Source organism: Pseudomonas sp. SK3(2021) (assembly GCF_016772375.1).
Lineage (GTDB): Bacteria > Pseudomonadota > Gammaproteobacteria > Pseudomonadales > Pseudomonadaceae > Aquipseudomonas > Aquipseudomonas chlororaphis_I.
This window is the reverse complement of sequence record NZ_CP061943.1, coordinates 1,833,521-1,860,505: the sequence shown is the minus strand read 5'-3', so window position 1 is coordinate 1,860,505 and position 26,985 is coordinate 1,833,521. Positions and strand designations below refer to the sequence as shown.

General features: G+C 63.8%; 22 protein-coding genes. 13 read left to right on the top strand and 9 right to left on the bottom strand.

Annotation, left to right across the window (positions count from 1 at the left end):
• Window positions 1–288 precede the first annotated feature (288 nt).
• Window positions 289–888 (bottom strand): FMN-dependent NADH-azoreductase, encoded by a 600-nt coding sequence (locus IF690_RS08425; protein ID WP_202699724.1) that lies wholly within the window; start codon window positions 886–888, stop codon window positions 289–291.
• 149 nt (window positions 889–1,037) lie between these two features.
• Window positions 1,038–1,352, bottom strand: coding sequence for a hypothetical protein (locus IF690_RS08420; RefSeq protein ID WP_007920629.1), 315 nt, complete (start codon window positions 1,350–1,352; stop codon window positions 1,038–1,040).
• Between the two features lie 49 nt (window positions 1,353–1,401).
• Here IF690_RS08420 and IF690_RS08415 point away from each other — a divergent pair, with 49 nt between their 5' ends.
• From IF690_RS08415 to aqpZ, 5 genes are all read left to right on the top strand, one after another.
• Window positions 1,402–2,325: a PA3225 family LysR-type transcriptional regulator gene (locus IF690_RS08415; protein ID WP_007920628.1), complete on the top strand. Its 924-nt coding sequence runs from the start codon at window positions 1,402–1,404 to the stop codon at window positions 2,323–2,325.
• Between the two features lie 43 nt (window positions 2,326–2,368).
• A complete protein-coding gene (locus tag IF690_RS08410; protein WP_202699723.1) occupies window positions 2,369–3,172 on the top strand; it encodes an alpha/beta fold hydrolase in 804 nt (267 codons plus the stop codon).
• Window positions 3,173–3,175: 3 nt separating this feature from the next.
• A complete protein-coding gene (locus IF690_RS08405; RefSeq protein WP_023968226.1) occupies window positions 3,176–3,739 on the top strand; it encodes a peptidylprolyl isomerase in 564 nt (187 codons plus the stop codon).
• Between the two features lie 139 nt (window positions 3,740–3,878).
• Window positions 3,879–5,711 (top strand): ABC transporter ATP-binding protein, encoded by a 1,833-nt coding sequence (locus IF690_RS08400; RefSeq protein WP_110177413.1) that lies wholly within the window; start codon window positions 3,879–3,881, stop codon window positions 5,709–5,711.
• A 402-nt stretch (window positions 5,712–6,113) separates the two neighbouring features.
• Window positions 6,114–6,812 carry an aquaporin Z gene (aqpZ, locus tag IF690_RS08395; protein ID WP_009047606.1) on the top strand — a complete coding sequence of 233 codons (699 nt, stop codon included), beginning with the start codon at window positions 6,114–6,116 and terminating at the stop codon, window positions 6,810–6,812.
• 15 nt (window positions 6,813–6,827) lie between these two features.
• Here aqpZ and IF690_RS08390 read toward each other — a convergent pair whose 3' ends face one another.
• Both IF690_RS08390 and IF690_RS08385 read right to left on the bottom strand, forming a co-directional pair.
• Window positions 6,828–7,952: a GNAT family N-acetyltransferase gene (locus tag IF690_RS08390; RefSeq protein WP_202699722.1), complete on the bottom strand. Its 1,125-nt coding sequence runs from the start codon at window positions 7,950–7,952 to the stop codon at window positions 6,828–6,830.
• Window positions 7,953–7,997: 45 nt separating this feature from the next.
• Window positions 7,998–8,885: a LysR family transcriptional regulator gene (locus tag IF690_RS08385; RefSeq protein WP_202699721.1), complete on the bottom strand. Its 888-nt coding sequence runs from the start codon at window positions 8,883–8,885 to the stop codon at window positions 7,998–8,000.
• A 118-nt stretch (window positions 8,886–9,003) separates the two neighbouring features.
• On the opposite strand from IF690_RS08385, the gene IF690_RS08380 reads away from it, so the two are divergent.
• From IF690_RS08380 to mtr, 8 genes are all read left to right on the top strand, one after another.
• On the top strand, window positions 9,004–10,359 hold the full coding sequence (locus IF690_RS08380; protein ID WP_202699720.1) for an MFS transporter: 1,356 nt from the start codon (window positions 9,004–9,006) through the stop codon (window positions 10,357–10,359).
• Entirely contained in the window at window positions 10,352–10,753 is a 402-nt protein-coding gene (locus IF690_RS08375; protein ID WP_202699719.1) for a DUF4440 domain-containing protein, read from the top strand. Before IF690_RS08380 ends, IF690_RS08375 begins: the two co-directional genes overlap by 8 nt.
• A 14-nt stretch (window positions 10,754–10,767) precedes the next feature.
• A complete protein-coding gene (locus IF690_RS08370; protein ID WP_202699718.1) occupies window positions 10,768–11,715 on the top strand; it encodes a flavin reductase family protein in 948 nt (315 codons plus the stop codon).
• A gap of 13 nt (window positions 11,716–11,728) precedes the next feature.
• A complete protein-coding gene (locus tag IF690_RS08365) occupies window positions 11,729–13,030 on the top strand; it encodes a Rieske 2Fe-2S domain-containing protein (RefSeq protein WP_202699717.1) in 1,302 nt (433 codons plus the stop codon).
• Entirely contained in the window at window positions 13,023–13,493 is a 471-nt protein-coding gene (locus tag IF690_RS08360; protein WP_028681880.1) for an aromatic-ring-hydroxylating dioxygenase subunit beta, read from the top strand. The genes IF690_RS08365 and IF690_RS08360 overlap by 8 nt, the downstream gene beginning before the upstream one ends.
• 18 nt (window positions 13,494–13,511) lie before the next feature.
• Window positions 13,512–15,221: an NAD(P)/FAD-dependent oxidoreductase gene (locus IF690_RS08355; protein ID WP_202699716.1), complete on the top strand. Its 1,710-nt coding sequence runs from the start codon at window positions 13,512–13,514 to the stop codon at window positions 15,219–15,221.
• 36 nt (window positions 15,222–15,257) lie between these two features.
• On the top strand, window positions 15,258–16,601 hold the full coding sequence (locus IF690_RS08350; RefSeq protein WP_202699715.1) for an amidase family protein: 1,344 nt from the start codon (window positions 15,258–15,260) through the stop codon (window positions 16,599–16,601).
• 96 nt (window positions 16,602–16,697) lie between these two features.
• Window positions 16,698–17,975, top strand: a complete 1,278-nt coding sequence (gene mtr / locus IF690_RS08345; RefSeq protein ID WP_202699714.1) for a tryptophan permease — start codon at window positions 16,698–16,700, stop codon at window positions 17,973–17,975.
• Window positions 17,976–18,073: 98 nt separating this feature from the next.
• Here mtr and IF690_RS08340 read toward each other — a convergent pair whose 3' ends face one another.
• The 5 genes from IF690_RS08340 to hrpA all read right to left on the bottom strand — a co-directional run bounded on the left by IF690_RS08340 (window position 18,074) and on the right by hrpA (window position 26,865).
• Entirely contained in the window at window positions 18,074–19,417 is a 1,344-nt protein-coding gene (locus IF690_RS08340) for an OprO/OprP family phosphate-selective porin (protein WP_202699713.1), read from the bottom strand.
• Between the two features lie 1,134 nt (window positions 19,418–20,551).
• On the bottom strand, window positions 20,552–20,785 hold the full coding sequence (locus IF690_RS08335; protein ID WP_202699712.1) for an anti-sigma factor family protein: 234 nt from the start codon (window positions 20,783–20,785) through the stop codon (window positions 20,552–20,554).
• Entirely contained in the window at window positions 20,779–21,393 is a 615-nt protein-coding gene (locus IF690_RS08330) for an RNA polymerase sigma factor (RefSeq protein WP_202699711.1), read from the bottom strand. Before IF690_RS08330 ends, IF690_RS08335 begins: the two co-directional genes overlap by 7 nt.
• 101 nt (window positions 21,394–21,494) lie before the next feature.
• Entirely contained in the window at window positions 21,495–22,616 is a 1,122-nt protein-coding gene (locus tag IF690_RS08325; protein ID WP_202699710.1) for a beta-ketoacyl-ACP synthase III, read from the bottom strand.
• A gap of 337 nt (window positions 22,617–22,953) precedes the next feature.
• The gene (gene hrpA, locus IF690_RS08320) at window positions 22,954–26,865 is read right to left on the bottom strand and encodes an ATP-dependent RNA helicase HrpA (protein WP_202699709.1); all 3,912 of its coding nucleotides are present in this window, start codon (window positions 26,863–26,865) and stop codon (window positions 22,954–22,956) included.
• Window positions 26,866–26,985 lie beyond the last annotated feature (120 nt).

The following is a 26,985-nucleotide window of genomic DNA, read 5'->3' as shown; positions in this document are numbered from 1 at the left end:
GATCGACGGCGCAGCCGTCGCCACACCAGGCACCGCGCAATTCCTGACGCATCGCGGTTGCTGGGTTTACGGCTGCTACGCAGCCGATCGCAGCCTCGCCAAGGCTCGGCAGCGGCTACAACGGACGTGACAAATCGCGGGCAAAAAAAAGCCCGATCTCGCAAAGCGTTCAATCGGGCAGGAGCACTCAGGAGCAACAAGTGCAAAGGGAGGTTCGATGCGCAAACAAACTTGAAGGGGAGCGCAGGGCCTACTAGACCACTGCGCGATTATCTGGCGATTAACGGATCAGGCGACCTGGGCCAGTTTGGCGTTGGCCTGGTTCAGGCCCTTTTCCTGGAAGTCGCCACCCAGGTTCATGCCTTCGGCGTGGATGAACTCGACGTCGTGGATGCCGATGAAGCCCATCACCTGGCGCAGGTAGGGCTCCTGGTGATCGGCGGTGCTGCCGGCGTAGATGCCGCCACGAGCAGTCAGCACGTAGGCGCGCTTGCCGCTGAGCAGGCCCTGGGGACCGGTTGCGGTGTACTTGAAGGTCACACCGGCACGCAGCACATGGTCCAGCCAGGCTTTGAGGGTGCTCGGGATGGCGAAGTTGTACATCGGCGCGGCCATCACCAGCACGTCGGCGGCCAGCAGTTCATCAGTCAGTTCGTTGGAACGCTGCAGCGAGGCCTCTTCGATCTCATTGCGCTGCTCGGCGGGTTTCATCCAGCCACCCAGCAGGTTGACGTCCAGGTGCGGCACCGGGGTTACCGCCAGGTCACGCACGGTGATCTGGTCGCCTGGGTGGGCCGCCTGCCATTGCTTGATGAAGGTCTGGGTCAGCTGGCGGGAAACGGAATCCTGCTGACGGGCACTGCTTTCGATGATCAGAACGCGGGACATGGGATGTAGCCTCCATCGGGAATGCTGTAGGTCGATGGAGCGCAGATTAAACAGAGTCATATCGATGAAAAAGCGCAAATAACTGCTATAACCAATCAATAAATTCGTTTATAAGCGGAGCAGGTCGCGCACCCTGCTCCACTTTGCGCTTACTTGGCGGTACAGGTCAGGTCGATGCGCAGCTTGATGATGCTGCGGTTGAACTTGGCCGTGGCGTTCTTGAACTTGCCGGCCGCCACTTCCACCTTGCGCGTGCGCGGGGCTTCGGGGCCGTTGCGAAAGACCACCGTGCAGGCGGCGTCGGTGGTGCCGTAGTTGTTCACCTGGATCGAACCGATGTCGGCATCGGTGTCGTAGGCGGTGTAGTCGATGCTTACGCCTTCGAGGTGTTTCTTCACGTCGATGGGATAGGCGAACGCACTGAGCGGCAGCAGGGCCAGCAACACACAACAGAATTTTCTCATTCGGCAGTCTCCAATAAGGAGCGCCAGCTTAGGACAAGAGGAGCTCCTCATGAAAGCGCCCCGCGTTACCCTCGATCAATGGCGAACGCTGCAGGCCGTGGTCGACCACGGCGGCTTCGCCCAGGCCGCCGAGGCGCTGCACCGTTCGCAATCTTCTGTCAGCTACACCGTGGCGCGCATGCAGGACCAACTGGGCGTGCCGCTGCTGCGCATCGACGGGCGCAAGGCCGTGCTTACCGAGGCCGGCGGCGTGTTGCTGCGCCGCTCGCGGCAACTGGTGAAACAGGCCAGCCAGCTGGAAGACCTGGCCCACCACATGGAACAGGGCTGGGAAGCCGAAGTGCGCCTGGTGGTGGACGCCGCCTACCCCAGCGCCCGCCTGGTCCGCGCCCTGACCGCCTTCATGCCGCAAAGCCGCGGCTGCCGGGTGCGCCTGCGCGAGGAGGTGTTGTCCGGGGTCGAAGAGGTGCTGCTCGAAGGTGTGGCCGACCTGGCCATCAGTGGCTTCAATATCTCCGGCTACCTGGGCACCGAAATGAGCTCGGTGGAATTCGTCGCCGTGGCCCACCCGGAACACGCCCTGCACCGCCTGAACCGCGAGCTGAATTTCCAGGACCTGGAAAGCCAGCTGCAGGTGGTGATCCGCGACTCCGGCCGCCAGCAGCCGCGGGACGTCGGCTGGCTCGGCGCCGAGCAGCGCTGGACCGTCGGCAGCCTGGCCACCGCCGCCACCTTCGTCGGCAGCGGCCTGGGCTTTGCCTGGCTGCCGCGCCACATGATCGAACGCGAACTTCGGGAGGGCCTGCTCAAGGTGCTACCGTTGGACCAGGGCGGCAGCCGGCACCCGACCTTCTACCTGTATTCGAACAAGGACAAACCTTTGGGCCCGGCCACGCAGATCCTCGTCGAGCTGCTGCGCACCTTCGACACCGCGCCGCTGGACGCGCCGTTCGCCGCCCCGGAACAAGCCTGAACCCGCACTTGAACCCTCCACGCGCCTGAACAGGAATTCAGCCATGGCCTATTTCGAACACGAAGGATGCACCCTGCACTACGAGGAATACGGTCATGGCGAACCGCTGGTGCTGGTCCACGGGCTCGGCTCCAGCACCCAGGACTGGGAAAAGCAGATCGCCGAGCTGTCCGCCCATTACCGCCTGATCCTCCCCGACGTGCGCGGCCACGGCCGTTCCGACAAGCCCCGCGGGCCCTACAGCATCGCCGGTTTCAGCGCCGACCTGGGCGCCCTGCTGGAGCACCTGAACCTTTCGCGGGTGCACCTGGTGGGCCTGTCCATGGGCGGCATGATCGCCTTCCAGCTCGCCGTGGATCAGCCCGGGCTGCTGAAAAGCCTGTGCATCGTCAACAGCGCGCCCGAGGTGAAGATCCGCAGCGCCAACGACGCCTGGCAATGGTTCAAGCGCTGGAGCCTGATGCGCCTGCTCAGCCTCGAAGCCATTGGCATCGCCCTGGCCGGCAAACTGTTCCCCAAGCCGGAGCAGGCCGAGCTGCGGCAAAAGATGGCCGAGCGCTGGGCAAAAAACGACAAACGTGCTTATCTCGCAAGCTTCGATGCCATCGTTGGCTGGGGGGTCCAGGAACGACTTTCGCAAGTCGCCTGTCCAACCCTGGTCATCAGCGCCGACCGTGACTACACCCCGGTCGCACTGAAAGAACGCTATGTGAAACTGCTGCCCGACGGGCGCCTGGTGGTGATCGCCGATTCGCGTCACGCCACGCCGCTGGACCAGCCGCAACGCTTCAACCAAACCCTGCTCGAGTTTTTAACCGCAGTCGACACCACCACCCAGGATCACTGACCCATGCTGAAAAAAATCGCCCTCGTCGCCGGCTCCGTTCTGTTCGCTGCCAACTTGATGGCCGCCCAGCCGGCCAAGGCGCCTCACGTATTGCTGGACACCAGCTTCGGCAAGATCGAAGTCGAACTGGACCCGGTCAAGGCCCCGATCTCCAGCAAGAACTTCCTCGACTACGTCGACAGCGGCTTCTACACCAACACTATCTTTCACCGGGTGATCCCGGGCTTCATGGTCCAGGGCGGCGGCTTCACCCCGCAGATGGTGCAAAAGGAAACCCGCGACCCGATCAAGAACGAAGCCAGCAATGGCCTGCATAACGTACGTGGCACCCTGTCCATGGCCCGCACCTCGAACCCGAACTCGGCCACCAGCCAGTTCTTCATCAACGTTGCCGACAACGCCTTCCTCGATCCGGGCCGCGATGCCGGTTACGCGGTGTTCGCCAAAGTGGTGAGCGGCATGGACGTGGTCGACCAGATCGTCAACTCGCAGACCACCACCCGACAAGGCATGCAGAACGTGCCGATCGACCCCGTGCTGATCAAGTCGGCCAAGCGCATCGACTAAGGCCCTGTACGGAAAGTGGCTACGCTCGCCGACTTTTCGTACAGAGCCTGAGGCTTAGCCGGGAGTCCCGGCGGAGCACCGCACCCGTGCTCCGCCTGCTTACTGATAAGGAGAGCCCGCCACGCGGGCGTCAGATCCCATGCTCTATCGTCGTTTTGAACAACTGATCGATATTTTCCGCGACGCTCCCACTGCCGCTCCCCCCAACCGCGTACTGCCCTTCTACCTCTATTACATCAAGCAGGTCTGGCCGAGCTTCGTCGCCCTGCTGGTGGTCGGCCTGTTCGTCGCGCTGATCGAGGTGTCGCTGTTCAGCTACCTGAGCACGATCATCGACCTGGCCCAGGGCACGCCCAATGTCGAGATCTTCAAGACCCACGGCCTCGAACTGGCCTGGATGGCAGTGGTCGCGCTGATCTTCCGCCCGTTGTTCGTCGCCCTGCACGACCTGCTGGTGCACCAGACCATCAGCCCGGGCATGACCAGCCTGATTCGCTGGCAGAACCACAGCTATGTGCTCAAGCAGAGCCTGAACTTCTTCCAGAACGACTTCGCCGGGCGCATCGCCCAGCGCATCATGCAGACCGGCAACTCGCTGCGCGACTCGGCGGTGCAGGCGGTGGACGCGCTGTGGCACGTGCTGATCTATGCGGTCAGCTCCCTGGTACTGTTCGCCGAGGCCGACTGGCACCTGATGATCCCGCTGCTGATCTGGATCGCCAGCTACATCGGTGCGCTCTGGTACTTCGTGCCGCGGGTCAAGGAGCGCTCGGTGATTTCCTCGGACGCCAACTCCAAGCTGGTCGGCAGGATCGTCGACGGCTACACCAACATCACCACCCTCAAGCTGTTCGCCCATACCCACTTCGAGCAGAACTACGCGCGCGAAGCCATCGGCGAGCAGACCGAGAAAAGCCAGCTGGCCGGTCGTGTCATTACCAGCATGGACGTGGTGATCACCGCCATGAACGGCCTGCTGATCGTCTCCACCACGGGCCTGGCCCTGTGGCTGTGGACCCAGTCGCTGATCTCGGTCGGCGCCATCGCCCTGGCCACCGGCCTGGTGATCCGCATCGTCAACATGTCCGGCTGGATCATGTGGGTGGTCAACGGCATCTTCGAGAACATCGGCATGGTCCAGGACGGCCTGCAGACCATCGCCCAGCCCATCAGCGTCAGCGACCGCGAACAGGCGCCACGCCTGGCGGTGGCCAGCGGCGAAGTGCGTTTCGAGCATGTGGATTTCCACTACGGGAAAAAGACCGGGGTCATCAGCGACCTCAACCTGACCATCCGCCCCGGGGAAAAGATCGGCCTGATCGGCCCGTCCGGCGCCGGCAAGTCGACCCTGGTCAACCTGTTGCTGCGGCTCTATGACCTGGAGAGCGGGCGCATCCTGATCGACAACCAGAACATCGCCGACGTGACCCAGGAAAGCCTGCGCGAACGGATCGGCATGATCACCCAGGACACCTCGCTGCTGCACCGCTCGATCCGCGACAACCTGTTGTACGGCAAGCCCGACGCCACCGACGAGGAGCTCTGGGAAGCGGTGCGCAAGGCCCGCGCCGACGAGTTCATCCCGCTGCTCTCCGACGCCCAGGGCCGCACCGGCTTCGATGCCCACGTCGGCGAGCGCGGGGTGAAACTCTCCGGCGGCCAGCGCCAGCGCATCGCCATTGCCCGGGTGCTGCTCAAGGATGCGCCGATCCTGATCATGGACGAGGCCACCTCGGCCCTGGACTCGGAAGTCGAGGCGGCGATCCAGGAAAGCCTGGAGACCCTGATGCAAGGCAAGACCGTGATCGCCATCGCCCACCGGCTCTCGACCATCGCCCGCATGGACCGCCTGGTGGTCCTGGAAAAAGGCCGCATCGCCGAGACCGGCAGCCATGCCGAGCTGCTGGCCCACGGTGGCCTGTATGCGCGCCTGTGGCAGCACCAGACCGGAGGTTTTGTCGGTATCGACTGACCTGTAGCCCTGTAGCCCTGTAGCCCTGTAGCCGCTGCCGAGCCTGCGAGGCTGCGATCGGCTTGGGCGGCATTCCGACGAAGCAGTCGCAAACTGGTAAATGCGCTCCTTCAGGCAGATCAAGGCTGCAGGATTTACGACCGCTGCGCGGCCGATCGCAGCCTTCGGCAGCGGCTACAAGGGGGCGGTTACATCAATCACTACCCGCCCATCGCAGGCTGCGCCAGCGGCTACAGAAAACGCCAGGGCCCGTTACTTCGGGCCCTGGCGTTTTTTTTCGCACTGGATTTGTAAAAAAAGCCTGCTGTACTGAGCCTAGGTTCTGGAACAGGGCCTGCAGCCAGCCTGCACGGCTGCATAACGGCTTTATCGAATCGATAGTCGACCTAAAAGGATAACTTCATGTCTCTGTTCAAACGTTCAGTCACTGAGTTGTTAGGTACCTTCTGGCTGGTGTTGGGTGGTTGTGGCAGCGCCGTACTGGCGGCCGCGTTTCCGGAGGTCGGCATCGGCCTGCTCGGCGTGGCGCTGGCCTTCGGTCTTACCGTCCTGACGATGGCCTTCGCCATCGGCCATATCTCCGGCTGTCATCTCAACCCCGCGGTGTCCGTCGGCCTGGTGGTCGGCGGGCGTTTTCCACTCAAGGAACTGCCCGCCTATGTGATCGCGCAAGTGCTAGGCGGGGTGATCGCCGCGGCGCTGCTGTACTTCATCGCCAGCGGCAAGCCCGGTTTCGAACTGGCCAGCGGGCTGGCCTCCAACGGCTATGGCGAACATTCGCCGGGAGGTTATTCACTGGCGGCGGGGTTTGTCAGCGAGCTGGTGATGACCGGGATGTTCGTGGTGATCATCCTCGGCGCCACCGATAAACGTGCGCCGGTGGGCTTCGCGCCGATCGCCATCGGCCTGGCGCTGACGCTGATCCACCTGATCTCGATCCCGGTGACCAACACCTCGGTCAACCCGGCGCGCAGCACCGGGCCGGCCTTGATCGTCGGCGGCTGGGCGATCCAGCAACTGTGGCTGTTCTGGCTGGCGCCGATTCTCGGCGCGGTGGTCGGCGGCGGTATCTATCGCTGGCTGGGCAAGGAAGACAGCTGAAAACCACCCCGAGGGTCACGCCTGCCGATACGGCAGCGCGGCCCTCGCCTCCTCCGCGTACGCCAGCACACCCGCCCGCTCCTGCTGGAGAAAATCCTCCACCGCAGCTGCAAGGCCGGGGTGTCGCAGATAGTGCCAGGACCGGGTAATCACCGGCTCGAACCCCCGAATCAACTTGTGCTCGCCCTGGGCCCCGGCGTCGAAACGCTGCACGCCCTGGGCGATGGCATAGTCCATGCCCTGGTAGAAACAGGTTTCGAAATGCAGGCGATCGAACTCCGCCAGGCAACCCCAGTAACGCCCGTAGAAGCTGTCGCCACCGATCAGGCTGAAGGCCATGGCCACCGGCCTGGCGTTCTGCTTGGCCAGCACCACGCGGATGGCCTCGGGCATGCGCTCGGCCAGCAGGCTGAAAAAGGCCCGGGTCAGGTAGGGTGACTGGCGCCGCACCGCATAGGTGTTGGCGTAGCAGGCGTAGACAAAATCCCACTGCGCCTCACTGAGCTGCCGGCCTTCGAGCCACTCGAACTCGATGCCCTGCCCCGCCACCTGCTCGCGCTCCTTGCGCATCTGTTTGCGCTTGCGCGAGCTGAGGCTATCGAGAAAGTCCTGGAAGTCCCGATAGCCGCGGTTCTGCCAATGGAACTGGCAACCCAGGCGCTGCAGCCAGCCGTCTTGCCCGGCCAGGGCGGCATCGGTAAAGGCATCGGTGAAGTTGATATGGGCGCTGGAGAGCCCTTCGATCTCCAGGTAACCGGGCAGGCTTTGCAGCAGTTCGAGGCCGTCTTCCAGGGTCGCCGCCAGCAGCCGTGCGCCGCTGACCGGGCTGAAGGGCACGGCGCTCAGCAGCTTGGGGTAATACTCGATGCCGGCCCGGGCGCAGGCGTCGGCCCAGCCATGGTCGAACACGTACTCGCCGTAGGAATGCCACTTGCGGTAGCTGGGCAACGCCGCGATCAGGCGTCCGCCTTGCACATGCAGCAGGTGCTCGGCCTGCCAGCCGGAACGTGGGCCGAGGCTGCCGCTGTCTTCCAGCGTGCTGAGAAAGGCATGGCGCAGAAACGGCTGGCCGTCACTGAGCAGGCCATCCCATTGCTGCGGATCGACGGCGGCCAGGCTGGTCAAGGATTGCAACGGCATTGGGTTCCCCGCAAGTGTGTCCACGAACGCGCCGAGTATCGCCGATCACTGCCCCAGGTGCAGCAACAGGAAATCGATGAACGCCCGCGACTTGTGCGGCAGGTGCGAGCTGTTGGGAAACACCACGTTCACCGACTGCGAAGGCAAGGCGTACTCGGGCAGCAGGCGCACCAGCCGGCCGCTCGCCAGGTCGTCCTCGACCACCCAGCCGGGCAGTACCGACACCCCCAGGGACGACAGGGTCATGGCGCGGATGGCGGTGGAGGAATTGGACTCGAAATGATTGGGCCCGCTGACTTCGACCTGGCCCAGCTGCGGGTGGCTCAGGGTCCAGGTGGTCGGCCCTTGCAGGTTGCTGTTGGCGATCCACGGCACGCTGTTCAGGTCCAGGGGCTCGACCACCGGATAGCGCGCCAGAAAGTCCGGGCTGGCCACCAGGACGATGTCGTAATCGGCCAGCTTGCGACTCTTGAAAGCCGAGTCGGCGAGGTTGCCCAGGCGGATCACCAAGTCGAGTTTTTCCGCCACCAGATCATTCAACGAAGAGTTGAAGTTATAACAAAGACGGATCTCCGGATAACGCTCGGTAAACTTGGAAATGATCGGCAGTATATAGCGCTCTCCATATTCGCTAGTTGAACTGAAACGCAACTTTCCGGAAATACGATTATGCCCATGCAGGACATTCTCGAAGGCATTGTCGATATCCGCGACAATGCCCTTGAACTCGTTATAAAAGTCCTGGCCTATTTCCGTCAGGGATATATTGCGGGTATTGCGGATCAACAGGGTCGCCGACAAGACTTCCTCGAGCGCCTTGACATGCAGGCTGGCCATGGCTTTGCTGATGCACAGGTAGTTGGCCGCCTTGGTATAGGAACCGAAATCGACAACCGCCAGGAATGTCTGGACGCGATTTAGATGCGTGTGCATGTTATAGCTCACCGTGTTGTAAATCATTGTCAAATTCCATCAAACAATGTTTCAAGTATAGGCGTATCGACACCCTCGGTCTATCGCTCCTATGATCCCGCCGCAAAAGGGAGATCATATGACTTATCGCTACAAAGTGGCTCTTATATTCCTCATCGGATTCTTTATCGACTGTATAAACATATTCATGTCGGCCGTGGCTTTACCGAGTATTGCCCATGATATGCACGTCTCGACTTCATCCGTGGCCTGGGTGGCCAATGCCTATATTCTCGGCCTGACCCTGATCATTCCGGTGAGTACCTGGCTGGCCGGACGTTTCGGCAGCCGCGAAACCCTCACCGCCTCGATGCTGGTGTTCAGCACCGCGGTGTGGATGTGCGGGATGGCCGGCAGCTTCCATGAGCTGGTGATCTGGCGCTTCGTCCAGGGCATCGGCGGCGGCTTGCTGATCCCGGTGGGCCAGGCCCTGACCTTCAACCTGTTCCAGGGCCCGCAGCGGGCCAAGATCTCCACCCTGGTGATGGCCGTCGCCCTGATCGCCCCGGCCATTTCGCCGACCATCGGCGGCGTGATCGTCGACAGCAGCTCCTGGCGCTGGGTGTTCCACAGCAACATTCCGTTCTCGCTGGTCGCCGCCGCCCTGTCCTGGCTGTGGATCAAGGAAGCCCGGCCCGCCAGCCTGGCGCGCCCGGACATCAAGGGCCTGCTGCTGGTCAGCGCGGCCCTGGGCAGCCTGCTGATGGGCATGTCGCTGTACGGCGGCGACTACCCGCCGCTGGCCGCCCTGGGCTGCCTGATGCTGGGCGTCACTTGCGTGGTGCTGTATGTCCTGCACTACCGCCGCTGCGACAACGCCATCGTCGAGCTGAGCCTGCTCAAGAGCAAGAAGCTCAGCACCTCGATCTTCATCTACTACGCGATTCCCGGAGTGTTCACCGGAGTCAACCTGCTGAGCATCTTCTTCCTGCAGAACAGCCTGCACTTCAGCGCCAAGCTGACCGGCATGTTCATGATCCTCTACGCCAGCGGTGCCTTCATCGCCATGCTGGTCTGCGGCCGGGTCTACAACCGCTTCGGCGCCCGGCGCCTGTTCACCCTCGGCATGCTCCTGCACAGCGCCGGCATCGCCACCCTGTACCTGGTCGACAGCGCCGCCGACCTGCCGATCATCGTCATCGCCTACTGCCTGATGGGCGTCGGCGGCGGCATCGGCGCCAACACCGCGCAAACCACCTCGCTGATGGACTTCGAAGGTGCCGATACCCACAAGGGCAGCGTGATCTGGAACATCAACCGGCAGATGTCCTTCAGCATCGGCGCCGCGCTGTTCCTGATGATCTACAACCTGCTGCTCGCCAGCCTGGCGTCTACCCCGGCCTATCACCTGACCTTCGTCATCGCGGCGGTGATGGGTCTGTTACCCCTGTTGCAGATGAGCAACCTGACCACGCAAAAGGAATGTCATGCATAACACAATCGTTGAACAGGCCAAGCACAGCATCCATGCGGTCCACGAGCTGATCCATGCGGTCTTCACCGACCAGGACGGCAACGGCGCCGCCGCCATCGACCGCCTGCTGCCGGCCTTCGCCGAGCACTTCAGCATGGTCACCACCGCGGGCGCCATCGTCAGCCGCGAGCAGGTCGAACAGATGTTCCGCGGCGCCGTCGGTGCCCGCCCCGGCCTGGAAATCCTCGTCAGCGACCTGCACACCGCCTGGCACGAAGGCCACAGCGCGGCGATCCGCTACAAGGAAACCCATCGCCTGGAGCAGAAGGAAACCTCGCGCCTCTCGGTGGTGGTGATCCGCATCCATGAGCACTCGGCCCAGTGGCTGTACCTGCATGAAACACCGTTAAGCTGACAGCGAGTCACCCCATGAATTACCAGATCACCCAGTGCCTGATGCTCTCGCCAAGCATCAAGGAAATCACTCTGGCGCCTCTTGTGCCGGCCCCCTGCGAGGCCACCGCCGGGGCCCACTTCAAATGGTGGATTGCCACGCTCGAGCAATGGCGTCACTACTCCCGGGTCGAGCTGGCCGAGCATGAGCTGCCCCAGGGCAGCCTGGTGTTCGCCATCCGCCTGAACCCCGACTCGCCCAGCAGCGCTTATATCCGCCAGTTGAAGGTCGGCGACCCGGTACGGCTCGACGGCCCGTTCAATGCCTTCGACTACCAGCTGGACGACAGCGACGGCGCCGACATCGCCCTCGCCGGCGGCATCGGCATCACGCCGTTGACCGGCATCCTCGGGCACCTGCGAGCCCAACAGCGCCCGGCGCGGTTGCACTATTTCGCCAAGAGCGCGGGCGACGCCGCCTATGTCGCGCAGATGCGCGAGCTGTTGCAGGACAGCCTGAGCCTGCACTGCTCCGACTCGGCCGAGGGGCGCCCGTCGGTGGCCGCGGTGCTGGGCCAGTTGCAGCCCCGGGACCGCCTGTATGTGTGCGGCCCGCAAGCCATGCTCAACGACGTGTTCAGCCATGCCCAGAGCCAGGGCTTTCCCCGCGAGCGCATCCACTTCGAAATCTTCAACACCACCCTGGCGGAAGACGAACCCGGCTTCGCCGTGCATGCCGCGGACTCCGGCATCGACCTGCGGGTACAACCCGGCCAATCCCTGCTCGACGCCCTCGAAGAGGCCGGCCTGGAGCCGCTCTACGACTGCCGTCGCGGTGAATGCGGGGTGTGCGAGCTGGACGTGCTGGAAGGTGAAGTCGATCACCGCGATTTCATCATGAGCCCGCAGCAGGCCGCCTGCAGCAACAAGATCTACCCCTGCGTATCCCGGGCCAAAGGCCCAAGCCTGAAACTGGTCATCTAAAGAGAGAACCTCGTTGGACAACTACTTCAACGGCAAGGAAGTGCATCGCACGCTGTTCCTTGATCCGTCGCTCTTCGAGCGAGAACAACAACAGGTATTCGCCGCCAGCTGGTGCTACCTGGGCCATGAAAGCCTGGTCCCGGAAACCGGCGACTTCTTCACCGGCGACATCGCCGGCCAACCGCTGGCCATGGTCCGGCAGAAAAACGGCGAGATCGTCGTGCTGCACAACCGCTGCCCGCACAAGGGCGTGAAAGTGCTGGCCGAGCCGCAAGGCAATGTCGGGCGCTTTATCCGCTGCCCCTATCACGCCTGGACCTTCAAGACCGACGGCCAGCTGCTGAGCATCCCGGTGAAAAAGGAATACGACGACTGCGACCTGAGCAGCTGCGCCGCCCACAAGGGCATGCAGCCGGTGGCCGCGGTGGAGAACTACCGGGGCTTCGTGTTCGTGCGCCTCAAGGAGCAAGGTGTTGGCTTCAGCGAGTTCTTCGGCGACTCGCTGTCGACCCTGGACAACATGGTCATGCGCTCGCCCCAGGGGCAATTGCGCGCCATCGGCCAGCCCCTGCTGCACCGCCACCGCTGCAACTGGAAGATGGTGGTCGACAACCAGACCGACACCTGCCACCCGATGGTCGCCCATGAGTCCTCGGCCGGCGAAGCCATTCGCCTGTGGAAGGAAACCGGGCACGACGGCCAGCCGCCGATGGCCGTGGAACTGTTCTCGCCGTTCATGGCGTCCTACGAGTTCTTCAGCGCCATGGGCATCCGCACCTGGCCCAATGGCCATGGCCATACCGGTGTCAGCAACTCGATCCACAAGGCCTACTCCAGCATCCCCGGCTACTGGGAGCTGATGGTCGAGAGCTACGGCGAAACCCAGGCCGCGGCGATCCTCGACGATACCCGGCACAACACCGTGTATTTCCCCAACCTGATGGTCAAGGGACCGATCCAGACCCTGCGGGTGATCCGCCCGGTCTCGGCCTGCGAAACCGTGGTCGAGTCGTGGATCTTCGAGCTGGTGGGCGCGCCGGTGCAGTTGCTGGAAAGAACCGTGCAGTACAACAACCTGATCAACTCGCCGTGCTCGATGGTCGCCCACGACGACGTGGAGATGTACGAGCGGGCCATGGATGGGCTGCGCAGCCAGGCCAACGACTGGGTGAATGTCGCCCGCCTGTTCGCACCGGGCGAATCCCATGAGCAGACCCAGGTGGTGTCCGGCACCAGCGAACGGGCCATGCGCAACTTCTACAACACCTGGCAGCAGCTGATGCAGGCCCCAGACGGATCGACCGCCCATGGATAACTCGCCCCTCGAACAGCTGATCTACCAAGAGATCGCGCTTCTCGACCAACAGGATTTCGCCGCCTGGCAACAGCTGCTGTGCGACGACTTCCACTACTGGATTCCGCTGCGCCACGATCAACCCTGCCCGTTGCGCGAGTCCTCCTTGCTGTATGAGGACCGCTTCCTTACCACCCTGCGCATCAACCGCCTGGCCAGCGCCCGCAATTTCTCGCAGCAGCCCAAGAGCCGCAGCCTGCACATTGCCCAGCGGCCGGCGATCAGCCTCGACCCGGATGGCCTCAGCGCCCGTTGCCTGACCCCCATGCTGTATTGCGAGGCCCGTGGCGACAGCGAATGGCATTACCCGGTGACCGTGGAGCACCAACTGCTGTGCCTCGCCGGCCAGTGGAAAATCCAGCGCAAGAAAGTCCTCCTGCTCAATCCGTCCCGCGCGTTTGAAAGCCTGCAGCTCATCATCTGATTTCCGAGACCCTTACCTGTGAACTCTTCCCACTCCGGTTTCGAAGAAACCCAAGGCACCCGCTCGTTCCCCAACATCGACCTGTTGTACGACTATGGGCAATTCCTGCGCCGTGCCACCCAGGCCATCGGCCACCTGCCACCGGCAATCGCCGACAAGCACATCGGCATCGTCGGCGCCGGCCTCAGCGGCCTGATCGCGGCCTATGAACTGCTGCGCGCCGGCGCCACCCGCATCACCCTGTTCGAAGCTTCGAAAGACCACCTTGGCGGACGCTTCCTGACCCAGTGCTTCGACGAAACACAACCGCAGTTCATCGCCGAGATGGGCGCCATGCGCTTCCCGCCGAGCGAAGTCGGCCTGTTCCATTACCTGGAGCGTTTCGGCATCGGCACCACCGAGGCCTTCCCCGACCCCGGCGTGGTCGACACCGAAATCCACTACCGCGGCGAAACCCACCACTGGCCGGCCGGGGAAAATCCACCGCCGATCTTCAACACCGTGCACCGGGGCTGGAATGCCTTTCTCAAGGAAGGCGTGCGCCTGGACGACGGCACCTTCCTGGCGCCGCCGCTGCTGCTCACCGAACTGCTGGAAAAACAGCAGTACGCCGAAGTGCAGCCGGAGTGGCAACGCTACCTGGACTGCTTTGGCGACCACTCCTTCTACTCGGCCATGGTGCAGATCTTCACCTCGAAGAACCCGCCGGGCGGCAGGCGCTGGCGCAAGCCGGAAGATTTCCACCTGTTCGGTTCCCTGGGCATCGGCTCGGGTGGTTTCCAGTCGGTGTACCGGGCCTCGTTCACCGAGATCCTGCGCCTGGTGATCAACGCCTTCGAGGTCAACCAGCGGCTGGTGCCCAACGGTATTTCCACGCTCTGGGAGCGGATCGCCGACGAGGAATTCCATGGCATCGCCCTGCGCGACCGGATCTGCCGCACCCGCATCGAATCCATCGGCAAGGGCGCCGACGGGCAAATCCTGCTGCAGGGCTGCAACGGTGAAACCTATGGCTGCGACCGGGTGATCACCACCGCCACCACCCGCGCCCTGCAAGTGAACATGCGCCTGACCCAGGCCGAGCAGTTCGTCAATCGCGATGTGGCCCGGGCGATCAACGAAACCCACATGGTCGGCTCGTCCAAGCTGTTCATCCTGACCCGCGACAAGTTCTGGCTCAAACATGGCCTGGCGCAGAACATCCAGACCGACACCCTGGTCAAGGGTGTCTACTGCCTGGACTACGCCCCGCAGGACCCGGACTCCTGGGGCGTGGTGCTGATCAGTTACACCTGGGAGGACGACTCGCACAAAATGGTCTCGATGACCGACAAGGTCCAGCGCTGCAAGCGCCTGGTGGACGAACTGGCGATGAGCGCGCCGGAGTTCGCCCGCCACCTGGTGCCGCTGGACGGCGACTACCAGCGTTACGTGCTGGAGTACGACTGGCTCACCGACAAGCAGGCCCTGGGCGCCTTCAAGCTGAATTTCCCGGGCGACGACCTGTACTCCCAGCGCCTGTTCTACCAGTTCAAGACCGCCCTCGACCCGCAGCAGGACACCGGCCTGTACCTGGCCGGCTGCGGCAGTTCGTTTACCGGCGGCTGGGCCGAAGGCGCGGTGCAGACCGCCCTGAACAGCGCCTGCGCGGTGATCGCCAGCCTCGGTGGCGAACTGCTGGAAGGCAATCCGCTGTTCGACCTGCAATCGCACTTCCGCTATTGCTGAGCCCAGGCCCCTACCGACTTTCGTTGAGACTTTTTCATGTACAGCCAGCTTTCGATCGAAGCGCTCGTTGACGGGTTTCGCCAGGGCAAGCTCTGCCTGGATTCCTGGCACCGCGCGCTGCTCGAGCAATACGCCGACGCCGGGCACCTGAACAGCTTCATCAGCTTCGCCCCACAGGCGTTCAGCGGCGACACCGGCACGCCAGAGCAGCGCCAGGCGCCGCTCTACGGCATCCCGGTTTCATTCAAGGACAACATCAATGCCAGCGGCCTGCCGACCACCGCCGGCACGCCCGGCCTGGCCGACTACCACCCGGCCGCGGATGCCGGCATCGTCCAGCGCTTCAAGGCACTGGGCGCGCGGGTCGCCGGCAAGAACAACATGCACGAGCTGTCGTTCGGCGTGACCTCGGCCAACCTGAGCTACGGCGCGGTGGTCAATCCACGCCACCTGCAACACAGCGCCGGCGGCAGCAGCGGCGGTTGCGCCGCGGCCGTGGCCGCCGGCCTGGTGCCCTGCGCGGTGGGCACCGACACCGGCGGCTCGGTGCGGATTCCCGCGGCCTTCTGCGGCGTGGTGGGTTTCCGCCCGAGCACCGGGGCCTACCCCGGCGACGGCATTGTCCCGGTGTCCCAGACCAAGGACTCGCCGGGCCTGCTGACCCGCAACCTGGAAGATGCGCTATTCGTGCATCGGCATCTGACCGGCACGTCCTGCGCCGCGCCGACCGAAGCCAGGCGTCTGCGCATCGGCATTCCCCAGCAGTTCTTCTGGTCCGAGCTGGAGACCAAGGTGCACAGCGATTGCCGCGCGGCGATCGATTGCCTGGCCGATCAGGGCGTGGAGATGGTGCCCGTGGACGACCGCCTGATCGGCGAGATCAACGAAAGCATCCAGTTCCCGCTGCCGATCTTCGAGTTCTTCATCGACTTCCCGCGCTTCCTGCTGAAGGCCGGCCGCGGCGAGCACTTCCTCGAGATCCTGGCGCAGATCCGCGACCCACAGATCAAGAAGACCCTTATGGCGCAGTTGGAGAGCCCGGCCATTTCCTATGAGGACTACGTGCAGGCCTTGATGAGCAAGATCCGCCTGGATCGCGAATACGCCGGGCTGTTCCAGCAGCACCGGCTCGACCTGATCGCCTACCCGACCGTCAGTTGCACTGCGCCGCTGCTGAGCGACAGCGACGCCCAGGAGCATTTCGAGCGTTTCGTGCGCAACACCGACCCGGCCAGCAACCTGGCGGCGCCGAGTGTCAGCGTGCCGGTGGCCGCCGCGGGCAGCCTACCGGTCGGGCTGTCGTTCGACGCCTTGCCCGGGCAGGACCACCGGCTGCTGCACATGGCGCAGCAACTGAGCCGCCTGCTGGCCCTGCGCTGAATCGCCGCCCGGGTGCGCGGGAGCCGGCCTGCCGGTTTCCCGCCGCCCGAGGCGCCCCTCGCTACCTCCAATAACAATTTCATTGCAGGCCTTGCCATGCGCGGTACGTCCATCGCTTCATCCCCTTCAACCTCCCATCGCCCGGTCGCCGAACGCCGGCCCTCGGTCATCGGCGGCGCCATGATCATCGGCGGCACCATTGTCGGAGCGGGCATGTTCTCGCTGCCGGTGATGATGTCGGGGCTGTGGTTCCAAGGTTCCCTCGCGGTGCTGGTGCTGTCGTGGTTCTGCACCCTGCACTCGGGGCTGATGATCCTCGAAGCCAACCTCAACTACCGGCCGGGGGCGAGCTTCTCGACCATCACCCGCGACCTGATCGGCCGGCGCTGGAGTCTGTTCAACGGCGCCACCCTGGTGTTCGTCCTGTACATCCTGACCTACGCCTACATCTCGGCCAGCGGCTCGGTGATCCGCCACACCGCCCACACCCTGGGCCTGGAGATTTCCTCGCGCAACGGCGGCCTGGTGTTCGCCCTGGCGGTGGCCCTGGTGGTCTGGCTCAGCACCGCGGCGGTCAGCCGCATCACCAGCCTGGTGTTCGGCGCCAAGATCCTCGCCTTCTTCCTGACCTTCGGTGGCCTGCTCGGCCATGTGCAGCCACAGGTTTTGCTCGATCGCGGCAACCCGCACCCGGACTACCTGCCCTATCTGTTCATGACCCTGCCGTTCTGCCTGACCTCCTTCGGCTTTCACGGCAACGTGCCGAGCCTGATGAAGCACTACGGCAAGGACCCGCAGCGCATCCGCAACTGCCTGCTGATCGGCACCCTGATCGCCCTGGTCCTGTACACGGTGTGGATGCTCTGCACCATGGGCACCCTGCCCCGCGATCAGTTCAAGGACATCGCCCACCAGGGCGGCACCATCGATGTGCTGATCAGCGCCCTGGGCGGCATGCTCGACAGCGCCCGGGTCGACCTGCTGCTGACCCTGTTCTCCAACTTTGCCGTGGCCTGTTCGTTCCTCGGCGTCACCCTTGGGTTGTTCGACTACATCGCCGACGCCCTGGGCTTCGACGACAGCCCCCGGGGCCGCCTGAAAAGCGCGCTGGTCACCTTCGCCCCGCCGATCGGCTGCGCGCTGATCTGGCCGGATGGCTTCATCCTCGCCATCGGCTTTGCCGGCCTGGCGGCGACCGTCTGGGCGGTGATCACCCCGGCCCTGCTTGCCCACGCCTCGCGCAAACGCTTCGCCAGCCCGCTGTACCGGGTCTGGGGCGGCACGCCGATGATCGTCCTGGTGTTGCTGTTCGGCCTGGCCAACGCCCTGGCCCACCTGTTGTTCAGCTTCGACCTGCTGCCGGTCTGGCGTTAGTCGAATGGCCAGGCAAAAAAAAACCCCGCCGGAGCGGGGCTGAAACGAAAGGAGCTTTAACGGATGAGAAAGAGCTCTTTACAGCAAGTGCAGCGGCATCAGAACACGTACTGGGCGCGAACGATGAAGCCGTCGCCGTCGTCGTCGCCGGTACGCTTGGCCGGTGTACCACCGCTGGCGGCCGTGGCGTTGGTGACCTTGTCGGTCTTGGCCTTGACGTAGGTGGCAGAGATTTTCACTGCTTCGTTGGCGTACCAGTTCACACCCAGGTTGTGCACCTTGACTTCGGCATCGCCGACGTCGCGGGTCAGGCTGGCGGTGGTGATGTTGTCGTCTTCGACGGTCATGCTGTCGTAGCGGTAGAACAGTTCCCAGGCGCCGAAGGTCTTGTTGGCCGGCTTGATGGCGTCGAACTTGCCAACCTTGTAGCCGCGGGATTCGCCGGTCAGGGTGTAGGCGCCCTGCACGTAGAAGCCATGGCCCTTGATGTCTTCGTAGGCGTTGGAATCAGCCTTGGTCTTACGGGTGATGTATTCACCCTGGATCGAGGCCGGGCCCATGGCGAACGCGGCTTCCAGACCAAAAGCGGTGTCACGGTCGTAGGAGCCGGCTGGCGAACTGGAGCTGCCGCCCAGCACCGGACGGTTGCCGTTGGTGCCGGCATCGTTACCCCCCAGGGTCTCGACGCCACGCATGCCCATACGGGTGCGATAACGGGAATCGAAAGCGGTGTCGGAGACATCGCGCGAAGCCACGTTCACACCGAAGTGCAAGACGTTGCCGGCATCGTGCAGCGGGGCGAAGACGAAGCGACCGTTGACCTGCTTGACGCTGTCGCCGTCGGTGTCGTCGGTGTCCTTGCTGAACACACCGGCGGAAGCATAGAAGGAATCGGCGAAGGTGCTGGAAGCCTGCAGGCCCAGGCCATTCTGGTGAGTGTTGGCCCAGTCGACCATGTCGTAGGCGATGTTACGTTCCGGCGCGGTCACCCACTTGGAGCTGGTGGCTTTTTCCAGGCCGAAGTCCGGGTCGAAGCGACCGACCTTGATCGACACCGGCTTGAAGCCGTTGTAAGCCAGCGAGGCTTCGTCGAAGTAGCCGTTATCGGAGTCGCCGGTGTTGTGGGAGAAGTCGTAGTTGATGGTGTAGGCCCAGTCGGTGTACAGCACGCCGGACAGTTCGAGGAACGCGCGACGGAAGTAAGCGGCGTCGGCGGTGTCGCCGTTCTTGGTGTAGACACCGTCGAAGCGGCTGTAGTCGGCTTGCAGGCGACCACCGAGCTTGAAGCTGAACTCTTTGTCTGTGGTGGCGACCTCAAGGCCGCCCTTGGTCTTGACTACGATATCGGCGCCATCGGTGGTGACGGTGCCAGCGAAAGCCTGGGCGGTAACTGCCAGGGCCAGGGCGCTGGCGGCAAAACCGGCGAAGTGCTTACGGATCATCGAAGATTTCCCCTAATTGGTGGTCTGTAGCGCTGGAAAAAACACGCGAGTCAGGCCCGCTTGTGTTGGGAGGGAATCTTGGCGGCGGGTTATTTCAGGGGAGTTGCTGATAGATAAAGATTTGATGACAACGGAACTTTTTACTCCCAAAAGAAATAAGGCAAAAAGCCTGTATTAAAGCCTCGGGCGGGGGATTTGGAAAAAAACGGGATCCAATGTAGCCGCTGCCGCAGGCTGCGATCGGCCCGGGCCGCGTTCGGAGAACGGCCGCGGCGACTTCAAGATCGCTGAAGGCCTTCGGCCTTATCGCAGCCTGCGGCAGCGGCTACAGGAGTTGGTATGTCTTGCAGGCGTTGGTGTAGCCGCTGGCGAAGCCTGCGATCGACCCGGGCCGCGTTCGGAGAACGGCCGCGGCGACTTCAAGATCGCTGAAGGCCTTCGGCCTTATCGCAGCCTGCGGCAGCGGCTACAGGAGTTGGTATGTCTTGCAGGCGTTGGCGAAGCCTGCGATCGACCCGGGCCGCGTTCGGAGAACGGCCGCGACGACTTCAAGATCGCTGAAGGCCTTCGGCCTTATCGCAGCCTGCGGCAGCGGCTACAGGAGTTGGTATGTCTTGCGGGCGTTGGTGTAGCCGCCGGCGAAGCCTGCGATCGACCCGGGCCGCGTTCGGAGAACGGCCGCAGCGACGTCAAGATCCTGAAGGCCTTCGGCCTTATCGCAGCCTGCGGCAGCGGCTACAGGAGTTGGTATGTCTTGCAGGCGTTGGTGTAGCCGCTGGCGAAGCCTGCGATCGGCCCGGGCCGCGTTCGGAGAACGGCCGCGGCGACTTCAAGATCGCTGAAGGCCTTCGGCCTTATCGCAGCCTGCGGCAGCGGCTACAGGAGTTGGTATGTCTTGCAGGCGTTGGTGTAGCCGCTGGCGAAGCCTGCGATCGACCCGGGCCGCGTTCGGGGAACGGCCGCGGCGACTTCAAGATCGCTGAAGGCCTTCGGCCTTATCGCAGCCTGCGGCAGCGGCTGCAGGAGTTGGTATGTCTTGCAGGCGTTGGTGTAGCCGCTGGCGAAGCCTGCGATCGAGCGCGAAGCGGTCGCGTTCTTGAGGCTTCAGCGGCTACAGGAGGATTGTCGGGGGAATCAGGTGTTGCGGTTGCGCTCGGCAGCCAGGCGCTCGGCCAGTGCGTCGATATCGGCGACGGGCGCTTGCGGCATCTTGCGCAAGGTGGCCTGCATCAGGCGCATCTGCCGCAGGAAACGCCGGCAATTGGGGCAGAACAACAGGTGATGGCGCTGGATCAGGCGCTGGCGAAAGCTCAGCTGACCATCGAGATAGTCGCTGGAGCGTGCCACTTGTTCCTTGCAGGTCAGCATTGGCCGGTCTCCTCGAAATGCTCCACGGTGGCAAAGACCTTGAGTCGCGCCCGGTGCAGCAGCACCCGGACATTGGAGAGGGAAATGTCCAGAAGATTACAGATCTCCTCCAGCTCCAGGCCCTGGCGCTCGCGCAGGGTCAACACACTGCCTTGCAGTTCCGACAGGCTCGCCAAGGTGTGTTCCAGGCACTCGCGCAACTCGGCCTCGGTCAGCAGGGCCTCCGGAGTATCGGCGTGCCAGGCGAACGGCGCCACCAGCCAGTGACCGTCAGCCGCGGAAAAGCGTTCGTCGCCGATGCTGCCATGGGGGGACGGCAAGTCATCCAGCAGGACTTCCCGGCGGTTCTGCTTGTAGCGGCTTTTCGCCGAGTTGGCGGTAATGGTCAACAGCCAGGTCTTGAGGCTGGAACGCCCCTGGAAACCGGCCAGGTTGCGCACCACCGACAGCCAGGCATCCTGCACCACTTCATCGGCGTGGCGCTGGCCGACAATGGCGTAGGCCACGGCGCGCATCGCGCTCTGGTAGGTGCCGACCAGTTCCTTGTAGGCCTTTTGCTCGCCGGCCAACAGGCGTTCAAGCAGTTGCGTGTCGTCAGCTGCGGACATTCATGCCTCGTAATCGGAGTCAGGGATCACAGCCGCCCAGCGCCATCGGCCCCATGCAGGAGCCGACGGCCAGCACTCAGCGGCTGCGATCCATAAGACTGTCAACGCTTGCGCAGAAGCACACTGCCAATCGAATAACCGGCGCCGAACGAACTGAGTACCGCCAGCGAGCCGCTGGGCAGATCGTCCTGGTTCTTGTGGAAAGCGATCACCGAGCCGGCCGAACTGGTGTTGGCGTAGGTGTCGAGAATCACCGGGGCTTCCTCTTCGGTAGCCTCGCGGCCCAGCAGCTTCTTGACGATCAGGTGGTTCATGCTGAGGTTGGCCTGGTGCAGCCAGAAACGCTTCACGTCGCTGACGTTCAGCTGGTTTTCCTGCAGGTGCTCGGCGATCAGTTCCGCCACCATCGGGCAGACGTCGCGGAACACCTTGCGGCCTTCCTGCACGAAGAGTTTGTCCGGTGCGCCGATGCCCTCTTCCGCGGCGCGGTTGAGGAAGCCGAAGTTGTTGCGGATGTTGTTGGAGAACTTGGTCAGCAGCTTGGTGCTGATGATGTCGAACTGGTACGGCGAGGTGGCCAGGTCAGCCCGTTCGACGATCACCGCGGTGGCCGCGTCGCCGAAGATGAAGTGGCTGTCGCGGTCACGGAAGTTCAGGTGGCCGGTGCAGACTTCCGGGTTGACCATCAGGATCGCCCGGGCCTGGCCCAGTTGCACGCTGTTGCAGGCCGCCTGGATGCCGAAGGTGGCCGAGGAGCAGGCCACGTTCATGTCGAAACCGAAACCTTCGATGCCCAGGGCTTCCTGGACTTCGATGGCGATGGCCGGGTAGGCGCGTTGCAGGTTGGAGCAGGCGACTATCACCCCATCGATGTCCGCGGCGGTCTTGCCGGCGCGTTGCAGGGCCTGTTCGGCGGCGCCGATGGCCATCTGGCAGAGCACCGACCATTCGTCGTTGGAACGCTCGGGCAGGCGCGGGATCATGCGCTGCGGATCGAGGATGCCGTCCTTGTCCATGACAAAGCGGCTTTTGATGCCGGAGGCCTTCTCGATGAAGGCCGCGCTGGATTCGGTCAGGGCCTGAACGTCGCCGCGCTCGATCGCTTGCGCGTTGTCGGCGTTGAACTGATGCACGTAGGTGTTGAAAGACTCCACCAGCTCTTCGTTGGAGATGCTGTTGGCCGGGGTGTACAGGCCAGTGCCGCTGATGACGACGTTATGCACGGTCGTTCCTCTATTCTGTTCAGGCAGAAGGTATTGGCACTGTCGTGCCAAACCGTAAATGGTCTATCCCGACTGGCGGAACAGGACCTGACATCGCTTTATTCCGCTTTGCCCGGGCGGCGAACGCTCAAAACCGCGGGGCCGGCATTTATAACGGCGAAGTTTGCCATAAACGCTGGCGTTTGGCCCCATCGGCAAGCGTAATCGCCGCCATCACAGATCGCTGTAGCCGCCGCTGCAGGCTGCGATCGACCTCGAAGAGGGCATGCTCCCTGAGATCGCGGGAAGGTCCTTCGGACCTTATCGCAGCCTGCGGCAGCGGCTACAGGGAGGGAAGTCAGGCTTCCACCTGGCTCCACTGCTTGTTCAGGCGCTTGTCGGAAATCGGCGCCTTGGTGCCCAATTGCTGGGCAAACAGCGACACCCGGTATTCCTCCAGCCACCAGCGGTACAGCTCCAGTTGCGGGTCGCGCTTGCCTTCCTGGGCGTGTTTGCCGGCCCGAGCCTGGTACTGGTTCCACAGGCCGGCCAGTTCGGTACTCCAGACCCGGTCCTTCTGCACCTGGCTGCCGAGCTTCTCGAAGCGCAGTTCGACGGCCTTGAGGTAGCGCGGCAGCTCCTTGAGCCACTGTGCCGGGGTTTCGCGGACAAAACCCAGGTACACCAGGTGGCCGAGCTGCGACTTGATGTCGTTCAGCGCGACCGCCTGGGCCAGGTCGATCTTGCCCTTGAAGCGCTTTTGCAGGCCATGCCAGAGCTTGAGGATATCCAGGGTCAGGCGCGCCAGGCGTTCGGCGTGCTCGGTCCAGTTGCCGCGCTTGCGTTCGGCCAGCGAGGCCAGGCCGGCGCCGTCCCGGGGCAGGCTGTCCTCGCCTTCCAACACGCAGCTGTCGAGGCTGGCCAGCAGGATGTCTTCCACCAGGGCATCGACACGCCCCAGCTCGCGATACAGCAGGCCCAGCTCGGTCAGCCCCGGCAACTTGTTGCGCAGGAACTTGGCCGGCTCGGCCAGCTGTTGCAGCAACAGGCGCTGCAAGGCGCGGCGATGCTGGAACTCGGCTTCGGCCGGGGTCGAGAAACGCCCTTCCTTGACGGTCCCGCCTTCTTCTACCAGCGCCGGATACACCGTCATCGACAGCCCGGCGATCTTCTGCTGGGTTTTCTCCGCCACCGCGGCGAACACCTTGGCTTCCACCGGCTGCTGGCTTTTCGCGGTTTGCGGCACGGCCAAGGCAGCCTGGCTGGCCTCGGCGAAACGCGCGGTCAGCTCGGCCAGGTCGCGGCCTTCGCCGAGGAACTGGCCCTGGGCGTCGACGACTTCCAGGTTCATCCGCAGGTGGCTCTCCACCTGTTGCGCCGACTCGGCCCAGGCCTCGTCGCTGACTCGCGCGCCGGTCATGCGCAGCAACTCGCGCCCCAGCGCCTGGGGCAGCGAGCCCTGGGCAAAGTCGATACGCGCCAGGGCCGCCTTGACGAAATCCGGCACCGGCACGAAGTTCTTGCGCAGCGCCTTGGGCAGGTTGCGCACCAGGGCGATGCACTTGGCTTCCACCAGCCCCGGCACCAGCCATTCCAGGCGCTCGGCGGGCAAGGCCGGCAGCAGCGGCGCCGGCACCCGCAGGGTCACGCCGTCCCGGGGATGGTTGGGCTCGAAGTGATAACTCAGGGCCAGTTCCAGGTCGCCGATGTGCAGGGTGTCCGGGTACTGCAGGGCGGTGACTTCACTGGCCTCCCGGGCCAGCACGTCTTCCTCGCGCATGATCAGCAGCTGCGGGTTCTTCTGGCTGTTGATCCGGTACCAGCTGTCGAAGGTCGCGGTCTGGTGGATCTCCGCTGGCAGGCGCGCGTCGTAGAAGGCGAACAGGGTTTCCTCGTCGGCGAGGATGTCGCGGCGCCGGGCCTTGGCTTCCAGTTCGTCGAGCTGTTCCAGCAAGCGCGTGTTGGCGCTCAGGCACTTGGCCTTCGACTGGATCTCGCCACGCACCAGCCCTTCGCGGATAAACAGCTCGCGCGACACCACCGGGTCCACCGGGCCGTAATGCACCGGGCGGCGGCCGACCACGATCAGGCCGAACAGGGTGATCTGCTCGTAGGCCACCACCTGCCCGCGCTTCTTCTCCCAATGGGGTTCGAAGTGGTTCTTCTTGATCAGGTGCCCGGCCAGCGGCTCGATCCAGTCCGGCTCGATCTTCGCCACCATGCGCGCATAGAGCTTGGTGGTTTCCACCAGCTCGGCGGTCATCAGCCACTGCGGGCGCTTCTTGCCCAGGCCCGACGACGGATGCACCCAGAAGCGCCGCTGACGGGCACCGAGGTAGTCGCCCTCCTCGGTCTTCTGGCCGATCTGGCTCAGCAGGCCGACCAGTACCGCCTTGTGCAGTTTCGGATAGTCGGCCGGTTCCTTGTTCAGGCTCAGTTGCAGGTCGCGGCAGATCAGGCTCAGCTGGCGGTGGGAGTCGCGCCACTCGCGCAGGCGCAAGTAGTTGAGGAAATTCTTCCGGCACCAGTTACGCAGCGGGCTGGCGGTCAGCGCCTGGCGCTGCTCTTCGAAACCGCGCCACAGATTGACCAGCCCGGCGAAATCCGAGTCGGCGTCCTTCCATTGCGCGTGGGCCTGGTCGGCCGCCTGCTGGCGCTCCGGCGGCCGCTCGCGCGGGTCCTGGATCGACATGGCGCTGGCGACGATCAGCACTTCCTGCAAGCTGCCCAGCTTCGCCGCTTCCAGCAGCATGCGGCCCATGCGCGGGTCCACCGGCAGCCGCGCCAGCTGGCGGCCCAGTGGTGTCAGTTGGCTGTTGCGATCCACCGCCGAGAGTTCTTGCAGCAGGTTGAAACCGTCGCTGATGGCCTTGCCGTCCGGCGGCTCGATAAAGGGAAAGGCAGTAATTTCACCGAGGCGCAGATGGAGCATCTGCAGGATCACCGCCGCCAGGTTGGTACGCAGGATTTCCGGGTCGGTGAACTCCGGACGGCCGTTGAAATCCTCTTCGCTGTACAGCCGCACGCAGATGCCCGGCTCGACCCGGCCGCAGCGGCCTTTACGCTGGTTGGCGCTGGCCTGGGAAATCGCCTCGATGGGCAGACGCTGGACCTTGGCCCGGTAGCTGTAGCGGCTGATGCGCGCGGTGCCGCTGTCGATCACGTAGCGGATGCCCGGCACGGTCAGCGAGGTCTCGGCGACGTTGGTCGCCAGTACCACCCTGCGGCCCGGGTGCGACTGGAAGATCCGCTGCTGCTCGGCCGGCGACAGGCGCGCATACAGCGGCAGGATCTCAGTGTGCTTGAGCTGGGCCTTGCGCAGCATTTCGGCGGCGTCGCGAATCTCCCGCTCGCCCGGCAGGAACACCAGCACGTCACCCGGACTGCGGCGCTCGCTGCGTTCATGGGCGGCGATTTCATCGAGGGTGGCGAGGATCGCCTGGTCCACCGTCAGGTCATCCTCGACCCGGTTGCCCTCTTCGTCCTGCTCCAGGCTCAGCGGGCGGTACCAGGTTTCCACCGGGAAGGTGCGACCGGAGACCTCGACGATCGGCGCGTCGTCGAAATGCCTGGAGAAGCGTTCCAGGTCGATGGTCGCCGAAGTGATGATGACCTTGAGGTCCGGACGCCGCGGCAACAGGGTCTTCAGGTAGCCCAGCAGGAAGTCGATGTTCAGGCTGCGCTCGTGGGCTTCGTCGACGATGATCGTGTCGTAGCGTTCCAGGTAGCGGTCGTTCTGGGTTTCCGCCAGCAGGATGCCGTCGGTCATCAGCTTGATCAGGGTGTTCGAGTCGCTCTGGTCCTCGAAGCGCACCTGATAACCCACCAAGGCACCTAGCGGCGTCGCCAGCTCTTCGGCGACCCGGCTGGCCACGCTGCGCGCGGCGATCCGCCGGGGCTGGGTGTGACCGATCAGGCCGTGCTGGCCGCGACCGATTTCCAGGCAGATCTTCGGCAACTGGGTGGTTTTACCCGAACCGGTTTCGCCGGCGATGATCAGCACTTGGTGCTTTTGCAGCGCCGCCTTGATTTCGTCGCGCTTGGCGGCAATCGGCAGGCTGTCGTCGTAGCGAATCGACGGCACGCTGGCGCGCCGCGCCGCCACCTGGGCGCAGGACGCCTGCATGCGTTCGACCCACTGCACAAGCTTGGCCTCGTCGGGCTTCTTGCGCAGCTCAAGCAGCTGCCGGCGCAACCGGTGACGGTCGGCGAGCATGGCTTGGTCGAGGTTTTTCAGCAGTTGGTCGATTGCAGGCGATTCGGAAGTCATCGGGTACGCAAGGGTCGTCTATTTATGCAGGGGGCGGATTGTCGCAGATTTAACGAGCGAACGAGATCCTTGTAGCCGCTGGCGTAGCCTGCGTTCGGCTGCGAAGCAGTCGCAAAACCT